The sequence below is a fragment of the Chitinivibrionales bacterium genome (genome assembly GCA_014728215.1).
GTDB lineage: Bacteria > Fibrobacterota > Chitinivibrionia > Chitinivibrionales > WJKA01 > WJKA01.
The window spans coordinates 1-10713 of record WJLZ01000047.1 but is presented as its reverse complement, the minus strand read 5'-3'; the positions used below and the strand labels follow the sequence as shown (position 1 = coordinate 10713).

Genomic DNA, 10713 nt, shown 5'->3' with positions numbered 1-10713 from the left:
ATAAGAAGGAGAATCATTGCCTTTCCTCCTCCTGTTGCGGGCGCCCGATATCTTCACTGACCGGAAAGATAGCGCAGTTCAACTGACAGACACGAGTGCTCTGCTTGTCGAGGCTGACAATCCGCTTCACACGGTCTTTGAACGCGTTGATCTCGGCGATCAGGATATCGTAGGTAGCCGGTGATACTCCGAGAGTCATGGTGGAGATATGGCGGCGGCTTTTGTCAAAGCGTTCGAGTGCCGACTCGGCAAGATCGATCATGTGTCCAACATAGGTACGCTGCGCTATGGTGGTAATGGAATCATCGGCGGTGATCGCACATTGTGTTTGTTCATACGTTCCGCTGTCGTTTTTTTTCAGAAGGCCTAGTTTCAGCAGCAGAGCAACCGATTTTTTAGCCTGCGACCGGGTGATGGGCGGTGAAACAGCCCGGGCGAGAGCCTGATAATCGTCGCCGAAATCGTGCAGGCAAACAAGCTCGCGAATCACGGAATTATACCATTTATCAAAATAATCGTACTGCGCTGATTTCAAAACCCCTTCACGCACGCCGCCGATCATGTCGCGCAATACCGAATAGTGCTCCTGCTTTTCACGAGCAGTTTTGGCCTGATTAAATAACACCAGGTGTATGAAATACGTTGCTTCGCGAGGCGAAAATGCAAGTGCCGTGCAGAACCGCTCCATCATTTTCGGCGTCAGGTTACGGCGGCCATCGATAATATGCTTTAAAAACGAGGATGAATTGATTCCGGCTTTATTGGCAAAATATCGGTAGGAAAAATGACGGGTCGAACGCTTCTTCTCATCGTAATAATAAGAAAGATACGTACGGTAATCGACAAAGTCGTAGATGGATTTCATCGGTGCTCGCCGGCCACAAATAAACAATACTATTACTATGTCATGCTATGCCCAGATTATATAAATATACGCATAAAAACAGGGCCGCGCATACAAAATCTTGCTTCTGCATGAAAATATGTGTACGAAATGTACACAAATCAATCTGTAACTTTCTGATTTTATATTAGTTATATCATTATTACACAGCATTGTATTTCTCTGCAGTACACATAATCGTTGGAAAGAATGCATGCTTTGCTATTGTCTCCGGTTTTACTTTCCGTTGATTTCGGGGCCGTTATAATCCGACACGCAAATGCCGCTGAGCGCATGCCCGGCAGCCAGGCAAAAGATAATCGGCAAACCTGCAAAAGCAATTTTGTTCATTAATTCCCCTAATTAGTTTTATTTTGCTGAAATCATTAATGGCAAACCCGAACCTCCTGTTATATTAAATGCCACTAAAGCCAATTCAAAGTACAATGAATGCAGATATATAGGGGTATTTATCGTCATTTTTTCACTACATTAACTGCTACCGACCTATGTGTTTTCATTTCAACTAACCAATGCACATAGGGTTCTTTAAAAAAAGACATTCTGTTGTAAGGGGGTTTAACATGAGGCATTATGTTTTATTGTATATCATTGGGATAATTGCTGCCGGTTACGGGCTTGACGGCTACGCTGTCACGATTATCGGTGGTAACGAACATCATCTCCCCAGGCCGGGAAGGTTACTCTGTGCAAAAATTCAGAACGATGAGGTGATCAGCCGCAAATTTCTGGCCGAATCTGCCCGTTCTCCCAGCATCGATCAAAGCGGCAGCTATATTGCATTTATAGATTTCTCCGGCGGCGGTTGGGGCGTGCTTTCGGTTGTGAGCGTCGACAGCGGCACAGTCATGAAAATTGCTGAATTCGATCATCCTCCTCAGGCGCTCTGGTGGTGCACCGATAATAAATGGTACTACGATATCAATTACCGCAACGATGATTACACTGTTGCGAACAGGCTGATGAAAATATATATCGATTCTTCAGGTGCAACACCGGTAATTCGTCAAGCGACCCATGCAAAGCTGATCATGAATAAAGCAGGATGTTTCGGCGATCTTTCCGCCGATGCCAGATGGATGCATGTACGGGGCGGCGGCTGTTTTCCCGATGACAGTTCACTGTGTGAAAACGGCCGCAGGTTATATGAGATTCCTGAAAACGACAGCAATGCCATCCCGGTAGCCATCGATGGAGTCGGTGGTGTCGGGTGCGGCAACAGCGTTGCCCCTTTCGGTCGATTTCTGGTTGCCTGGGAAGGCGGTCATAATACCAATAATTTCATTGATATTGAGGGTACCGAAGAAATGCTTCGGTTTACCAATACCGAAAAGACCGCCAATCTCACCGACGGTGATCCAGTTACCGGCTCCGGTAACTGCAACGGCTGGTCGTGCAATTCCGATTACTGGTTTACTTCCGATTGCGGCTCAACCGGCCCCAACGGAGAAACCGGCAATGATCATGTTATCGCCAACTGGAAAACACGGCAGGCGATCAATGTCACCAGCATGCAGCAGGGCGCCACGCGCGGGGATCTCTGGTGCTCTTCGCAGGAAGATGTTCATCCCGATCTTTATCATTTTGTCGAAGAGCGATCGCAGCGGCGAAGTCAGTGGAATGCCCTGTTCGCTGCGCTCACCGGTCAATCGGTTGACACTTGCAAGCGTGTCGCCCTCCTCCAACCCTCCGAACGGCGAATCTATCATATCGGTGATACCATCGAGCTGATATGGTCGCTGGCCCCCCGGGGCACCGATGGCGGTCTTGATATAGCAATCAGTCCGGATAATGGAAAAACATTTTTCTTTCCTTCCGGCGAAGGCCCGCTTGAAGACAACGCCCCTTCCGTATACCAGGGAGCAATCGGCTTTTTCCGCTGGGTAATACCGGATTCCGTCACCGACGGGTACCTGACCATGAGTAGTGTTGCCGACTCCCTGCTGATCGGCGTTCAGGACAATTATTCGGTCGATGAATGCGAGTTGAAAAATCCGTCGACTACATTCTGGGCGCCGGTGCTTGCTGTGCAGGAATAAGGAACAATACCGGAATAGTAAGAGCCACCAACCTCTTTGAGCACTGCACCATACCGGATATCCTCAAGAAGTGCAGGAAAAAATAATAACGCTGATCGGCTTTGATAACGCAGCGCAGAACGTATATTTTTTCCGGCAATTATTCTTTTCCATATTAACATTTTATTAGCCGGATACAGCTTTCATGAAGCATACAACTCTTGGAAATACGGGCATATCGGTTTCTGCTCTGGGCTACGGTGCCATGGAGCTGCGCGGGCCACAGGTATGGAACGGACGGGGCATCGATCTGCCGCATGCCGACCGACTACTCAACAGTGTGCTCGACAGCGGTATCAATTTTATCGATACCGCCCCCTGCTATGGTATCAGCGAAGAAACGATCGGAAAATGCATTGCTCACCGGCGGAGCGAATATATTCTTGCCACCAAATGCGGCGGCGCCATAACCCGCCACGATAAGGGCGAATGGGACATCTCCCATGATTTTAAAGAACAAACCCTTCGGGAAAACATCGACGCCAGTCTAAAACTTTTAAAAACCGATTATATCGATATCTGGCAGCTTCACAATCCCAAGCCCGACAGGATCTCGAAGGACATGATTGCAGCGGTGATTGAGGATTTAAAAGCGCAGGGAAAAATCCGCCACGGCGCAATCAGCACGACCATGCCCTTTATTAAGACATTTATCGAATGGGATTTTCTGGAAGCATTCCAGATGGCCTATTCCGGGCTGGAGCGCAATGAGGAACGAATTATCTCCGACGTTGCCGCGCGGGGTCGGGGCACAATAATCCGCGGGGGTGTTGCCCAGGGTGACGCCGGTCGAAACAGCGATGAAAAATGGGCATATTTTGAACAGTCAAACATTGCAGAGCTGTTCGATGACGGCGAAACGCCGGCCGGCTTTCTGCTCCGCTTCGTGCTCACCCATCCAGGGGCGCAAACGGTCATTGTCGGCACGTCAAGTACAGATCATCTGAAAGAAAATGTTGACGCAGCACAAAAAGGTCCATTGACGGAAGAGCTATACGAAGAATGCAAAAGAAGGCTCGATTCGGCAGGATGCACGATTTTATGGGACGCGATAAACGGAAACCCGCTTCGGTGATAAAAAGCCCGATGCCGGCCACAGATCATTCACAATCAAACAAAAAAGGCGCCGTCCTTATCACCGGCACCGACAGCGGCCTGGGACTGGCGTTTGTCCGGAAATTCCTTTCCGAAAACTGGATCGTCTTTGCAGGATGGATTGTTTCAGATTCTCCGGTTACAAACATCGACAACCCGGCTCTTTTCCCCGTCATTCTGGATGTTACCGATTTGCAGTCGATCAAAGCTGCCCGTAATGAAATTTTAAAGCATACACGTTCGCTGGATATCCTTATCAACAATGCAGGAATCAATCCCGACAAAGATATCACGCTCGAAAAGCTTGAATTCGATATGGTGCAGCAGGTGCTCGATGTCAACGCTGTCGGCCCCTTGCGGGTCACGCAACAGTTTGTTGGCCTTTTGCGCAAAGGATCATACAAGCGGATTGTGAATATATCTTCCGAGGCCGGCAGTATTATCGATTGCAGACGCAAATCATGGTTCGGCTACAGTATGTCAAAAGCCGCACTCAACATGCAAACACGGCTGCTTCAGAACTATCTCGGCCCCAAAGGATTCAGCGTGTATTCAGCACATCCCGGCTGGATGCGATCGGGAATGGGCTCTCCCCTTGCCGCATTCGCTCCGCGGGAATCCGCGGATCGATTATATGAATCGATAACAGGACCAGGAAACGACGACACACCACAATTTTTTCAGCTTGACGGCGAATCGATGAGGTGGTGAAGAGCTGGAGTAATGGAGTAGTGGAGCGATGGCATATCCAACACTCCATCACTCCAATACTCCACCACCCCAATTCTTCAAGGAGATTTTTTACAAATGGGCAAAAATATTTTACTGGTTCTCGGTGGCGCCTGGCACGATTTTGACGGATTCGAATCCACGATTGTTCCGTTTTTGCGTAAGCAACGATATCATATCGAGGTAACCGGAGACCACACCTGCTTTACGGAACTGCACAACAGCTCCTTTGATGCGGTACTGTTGTATACTTCCCTGGGCAATGCATTCGACGGCAAACGGATTGGGAAAGACCTGAAACCGGCGCAAACGAAGGCGTTACGCAAATGGGTACAGAGCGGCAAAGGACTGCTGGGCGTGCATGGAGCATCGATAAGCGGAAAAAGGAACCGAAATTATCAGGAGCTGATCGGCGGCCGGTTCGAGAAACACCCGAAACCCTTTGAGGTTACGCTCTACCCGTTCCATTCAAGGAATCAATTTACTCAAGGGATTGCGCCTTTTACTGTTACCGATGAATTTTACCTTCATACCTGCAATCCCGATATCGAGATCTGCCTGGCAGCTCTTTATAACGACGAGGTCCACCCCATGGCCTGGTCGCGAGCTGAGGGTAAAGGGCGTGTTGCCTATCTGTCGCCGGGGCATTTTCCGGAGGTCTGGAACAATAAAATCTGGCAAGCTATTTTGGTGCGAATGCTTGCGTGGTGTGCGGTGAGACAAACATCCGTAAAAGCCGGGAAGATTCTCTGAACCGATAGTATTTCAATGCCCGAAGTCGGTAGAATCGCGGATTTTCCTCTGTCGACTTTATTAGCCAAATCTGGTACGCAAGTGCCGGATAATTTTTATGCCGCAGCTTAAAAGTAACTGCTCAGGATAATCGTACCAATCTCCTACCGCACCGCCGCAATCACACTCACGCCGTTATAGCCGTTGGATAATTCATAGCGACAGAAATATGTCCCGGTCGCCGGTGAAGGGATTGTCAGGGCTTGTGACGGTCGCACATCATGCCATGAACGCACGATACTTCCATCGCCCCGGACAAGCTCAAGCGAGCGTATGCCGGTATTGGCATCGGCAAGTATAAGCGTATTCCGTGACCGATCCAGGCGAGATGAGAACATGGCCTCATATCCCCCCGCAACACGATAAGGATAGCGCACGTTAACTTCGATGCTGTTAATCACCGCCACCAGCGCCTCGGCAATCTCCGCGTTATACGAGACGCTGGGATGACAGACTTCAAACTTGTCACGATGGTAGTTGGGATAGGTAAAAGAATGGACATCGGTAAATCCGCTGTTTACTTCAGCATCGTAGACAGCGTCGATAACTTCCTTTGCATGCGTGCCCGATCCGCAACGGTCGTAGGGGCTGACAAGGACCAACTGCACACCGGGGTAGGCGGTCCGGATTGTCGTGAGAAAATCGCGGTAGCCGTCGGTGAAATTCTGATCGGACGCGACCGTTGCGCCCGGATCGTTGATCTCGGCAAAATCGTTGACCCCGGCATTAACAACGACAATGTCCGGTTTCCACTCAGAAAAATCCCATTGCGGGAACGGTTCATTCACCGATGTTCTCATAAAATAGTCGGGAATCGTGGCGTCGGAGGTTGCGCCGTCCTCTCCATAATTCCTCACAATCCCCATACCGCTGATCGCAATTAACCGGTACTCGGCATTCAGGTCCTCCGATGCCGGCACCGCATAGGATTTCGAAGCGTCATCGAGCCCCCAGTCACCGCCCAGCGCAAAGCCTGCAGTATGAGAATCACCGATAAATTCGATTTTCCTCGATGGATTTTTCTGAACCGCAGCAACAGAAGCGCCGTCGGCAATAACGATACCGCTGAAAGTTGAATGGCTTTCCGCCGATTCGGTAATTTTGAAAATGGTCAGTGAATGATTCCCCGAAGACAGCGATCCGCTTATCTGGTGACGGTCCGTGCCGGATTGTGTTGTTATTGTTTCTATCACCTGGCCGTCAATAAGAATGTTATATTTGTTCACATCGCTTTGCTCTGAAAGCAGAATCTCAAGCTCACTTCCACTGAACTGGATTTCGATCCGCGTAGCCGGCCAACTGAGATGGACATTCGATGGATCGGTATCATCGACCCGTCCGGCATAATGGAAAGCGGGATTATCGGCAGAAATTGTCTGAGCGGCATAAAGCGCCGGAGTTATTGCTGCTGCGATTCCAAGAAGGATGAATATGGAAATGAGTCTCGACATATATTGGCGACAGTAAGTCATGAGGCATCCTTTCATCGACTATTTGGGAATAACCTTGCAGCGGCCACATGCTTCAAACCAGCATGAAATTTCGCCACTGTTTCATACTATTAAGAAATATACATATATCTCGTATCGTCTACTATTTTAATCCGGCCGATAGGGTTTCGGGCCTGAATACATGCAGCATTTTATTGAACGTGCACCCGGTCAATCGACAAGCTCAAATGGAACCATCAGTCGGATATCGGCAGAGGATGCTCCCACATATACATCGTATGTTCCTGGCTCTGATTGCCACTCATGAGGGCCAGCATTGTAGAAAGCAAGGGTCTTTGGGACAATGTCGATATCCACCGTTTTCCGCTCCCCGGTATCGAGGTGCACTTTGGTAAAGCCTTTCAGTTCTTTAACCGGCCGCGGTACCAGGGACGATCGACAACCGGTATACAACTGAGCGATTTCTGCTCCGGGCCGTCCCCCCGTATTGACAATATCAAAAGTGACCCTCAGCGTATCACCGGCGCTCATCCTCGACTTCGAGAGACGGATATTTTCGTAGGTAAAGATCGTATAGCTCAATCCGAAACCGAAGGGGAACCGCGGAGCAATGCCGGTTTTGTCATGGTGACGGTATCCGCCGAAAACCGTATCGGTCAGTTTAACCCGCTTCGCTCCGTTTTCAGGATGATAGCAATCAAAAGACGATCGATCCTGCGGTTGTTTTTCGAATGTGGCGGGTAATTTACCACTCGGATTGCAGAGTCCCGATAAAATTTCTGCAATCGCAGTGCCGCCTTCCTGACCGGGATACCAGACATACAGCAAAGCCTTCACATTTTCATACCAGGCGCGCATATCGACATTCCCGCCAGCATGGAGGGTCAGCACCAGACGGGGATTTGCTTTCGCAAGCCGGTTAATGAATGTATCGATCTCCGGCGGCAATCCAAATGACCGGTCGTAGCCTTCCGATTCGACCGAAGTTATAAAACCCGTCGCATAAACTACCACATCAGCCATCCGTGCCCCTTCAAGCGCCTCATGATACCAGCGCTCGAGCATGGATGTATTCTGATAGCCAAATCGTATTGATGCTTCTTTGACCGATTTGATAAATCCAAGCTCTATCTCATATCGTAGCCCACCCCTGCAGCTAATCTGGATACTTTGAACACAATCCTGCGCCGAATCAGTTTTGTTGTTCTGTATTTCTTTTCCATTAATGCGCAGGTAATATTCTCCAAAGGCACATTGGACATAAAAAGTATGGACACCACTCTCCTCAGGCGTAAAGCTTCCCCGCCAGCGAACACAGACACCTTCCATTTCAAACTCTTCGGACGGCGCCTTATTGGCCCATTTAAAGCAGATATGCTCATCGACTCGCTCCAGATCGGGCGCTCCTTCGAAATTATCGTTTTTGAAATATTCACCATGCAGACCGGCCTGACCGTCAGGAGTGGTAAACGAAGCATTCAAAAAGGAATCGATATCAGGCCACGGCATCAGCCCCGGATAATACTCGATTTGGATTGCATCACCAGTCAGCATGCGAAGGCCGTCAACGATGCTCATCACATGATCAGGCGTGGTATAGGCGCTCCCTCCGCCGCAGATAACCGGCTTCGCTGCATGGGGTCCAATAACCGCGATAGTTTGTACGGTTTCCGCCTCGAAGGGTAAGAGATTATCCTCATTTTTAAGCAATACGATTCCATTGCGTGCAATGTCGAGTGCAACGGCGGCGGTTTCAGGATCATCCTCTGGTATCGATGAGTCGAGCTGTTCATGATCGAACCATCCAAAGCAGAGCCCCAGCCGCACCAGGCGCCTGATTTTGTCGTCAATCACCTTCTCAGCAACACGGCCGTCCTTTACCGCGGGTAACAGATACTCACGGTTAAGCCATTCGGCTCTGGGCATTTCCAGATCGAGGCCGTTATTGGCGGCATCAACTGCACTGTAGGTCGATATCCAGTCGGACATCACGACACCATCAAATTTCCACTCCATTTTCAGAATTTCATTGAGAAGCTCATTATTTCCCGAGCAATGAATACCGTTTACAAGATTATACGCAGACATTACGCACCCGCACCCGGCCTCCTCCACAGCGGACTTGAACGCGGGAAGATAGATTTCATGCAAGGTTCGCTCATCGACATCAGAGCTGACATTGTGCCGATCATAATCCTGGAAATTGAGCGCATAATGTTTGACCGTTGCGCTTACTCCCTGACTTTGCACACCCTGTATGTAGGGCACCACCATCGATGACGACAAAAAGGGATCTTCACCAAGATATTCGAAATTACGTCCGCAGAAAGCGGCGCGGTATATATTAACGCCGGGGGCAAGCAGTATATGGATACCGCGTGCACGACAGTCGCGGCCCAACGCCCAGCCCATCTTGCCGATCAATTCACGATCCCAGGTCGCAGCAGCACAAATCAGTGCGGGATAGGCGGTCGATGTCTCGGTCCACCAGTGCACCCCCACCGGTCCATCAGACATCTTGAATGCCGGAATGCCTGCCTTTTCATTGCATTGCGTGTTTTTGCCTTCACCGCCGAGAAGATCGATTTTTTCCTCAAGCGAAAGCTTGCTCAGAATTGTTTCGATACGGGAATCAATTTCATCCGACGGCGCTGTAAACCGGTCGTTTGCACTATACATCATACCAGGCCCTTCCACATGCCGGAGAATATAAATCTCCGAACCCTATGCGTTTTTCTTTTGCAATCGAGGAGCAGTAATCTCTTCGAGTAACTTTTGATAACGGAAATAGAGCAACAAATCTGTTGTCACCATTATCAGGTTAAATACATACAACCAGATAACCCAGTCAAATGAGTTGACCAGCTTATGAATTATCCCGTTAATATACCCGAAACCGACAGCAGCAATAAAAACCCAGCTCTTTCCCCGGACCTCTTTTGTCCGAAGCGCCTTGAATATCGAAATCGGCCAGCTGATACCAAAACAGATTAACATCAGTACTTCAAAAATGTGCATAGAAATTCCCGGCAAAATATTTACACCTCCGGACACCGCAAACTGCATATTTACTAATGCGACTGTGTTTTTCATTTTGACGGCCCATCATATTTTTCTTCCTTTCTCAATTGTGGAAACCGGACAAGGTCAATAATTAGAATAAAAGAAATATTTATAGTGCTTAACAGCTACATTTATCGTTTTGGAGTGAATATGGTATCTTAAAATACGTTTCAGGCGAGGCCTGAATCCTCGTCGTTTTAAATTTCCAAACCAAATCGATCCTGTTTCGAAGCTTAAAAATCTCATTGCATGCCTTTTCCCCTGAACTATTTTAAACCTTTCAAAATTTTTTATCGAGTGTTTTGGAACATAAAACTGTCATTTAATGCCTCTGAAACACCCTGCTCGTAACCCGGTTTACATTCTTTGCATTCACTCCAGCGGCCTGCGATTTTGCGATTATTACCGGAAACCGATCGAAATCATTTATTTTTACTATACATTAATTTATACTATAACTCAGTACTGTCCAAAATAAATTGAAATATCGAAAATAACTGACATTGCAGTCAATATAGCCCGATTTTTTTATCGTAATTGAATCGAAGTTTACGTTATACAATTATTTTGATTGTTGAACGCCGATGACGCTAATTTGGCT

General features: G+C 48.4%; 8 protein-coding genes. 4 read left to right on the top strand and 4 right to left on the bottom strand.

Annotation, left to right across the window (positions count from 1 at the left end; all coding sequences use genetic code 11):
* Positions 1-13: 13 nt before the first annotated feature.
* Positions 14-865, bottom strand: coding sequence for a TIGR02147 family protein (locus GF401_03330; GenBank protein MBD3344075.1), 852 nt, complete (start codon positions 863-865; stop codon positions 14-16).
* 602 nt (positions 866-1467) lie between these two features.
* On the opposite strand from GF401_03330, the gene GF401_03325 reads away from it, so the two are divergent.
* From GF401_03325 to GF401_03310, 4 genes are all read left to right on the top strand, one after another.
* Positions 1468-2943 carry a hypothetical protein gene (locus GF401_03325; GenBank protein MBD3344074.1) on the top strand — a complete coding sequence of 492 codons (1476 nt, stop codon included), beginning with the start codon at positions 1468-1470 and terminating at the stop codon, positions 2941-2943.
* Positions 2944-3127: 184 nt separating this feature from the next.
* A complete protein-coding gene (locus GF401_03320; GenBank protein MBD3344073.1) occupies positions 3128-4057 on the top strand; it encodes an aldo/keto reductase in 930 nt (309 codons plus the stop codon).
* Positions 3985-4788 carry an SDR family NAD(P)-dependent oxidoreductase gene (locus GF401_03315; protein ID MBD3344072.1) on the top strand — a complete coding sequence of 268 codons (804 nt, stop codon included), beginning with the start codon at positions 3985-3987 and terminating at the stop codon, positions 4786-4788. The genes GF401_03320 and GF401_03315 overlap by 73 nt, the downstream gene beginning before the upstream one ends.
* 96 nt (positions 4789-4884) lie before the next feature.
* Positions 4885-5559: a hypothetical protein gene (locus tag GF401_03310; GenBank protein ID MBD3344071.1), complete on the top strand. Its 675-nt coding sequence runs from the start codon at positions 4885-4887 to the stop codon at positions 5557-5559.
* Positions 5560-5702: 143 nt separating this feature from the next.
* Here GF401_03310 and GF401_03305 read toward each other — a convergent pair whose 3' ends face one another.
* The 3 genes from GF401_03305 to GF401_03295 form a co-directional block, all read right to left on the bottom strand.
* Positions 5703-7085, bottom strand: coding sequence for a hypothetical protein (locus tag GF401_03305; GenBank protein ID MBD3344070.1), 1383 nt, complete (start codon positions 7083-7085; stop codon positions 5703-5705).
* Between the two features lie 174 nt (positions 7086-7259).
* Positions 7260-9731: a hypothetical protein gene (locus GF401_03300; GenBank protein MBD3344069.1), complete on the bottom strand. Its 2472-nt coding sequence runs from the start codon at positions 9729-9731 to the stop codon at positions 7260-7262.
* Positions 9732-9773: 42 nt separating this feature from the next.
* Positions 9774-10067: a hypothetical protein gene (locus tag GF401_03295; GenBank protein MBD3344068.1), complete on the bottom strand. Its 294-nt coding sequence runs from the start codon at positions 10065-10067 to the stop codon at positions 9774-9776.
* Positions 10068-10713: the final 646 nt, after the last annotated feature.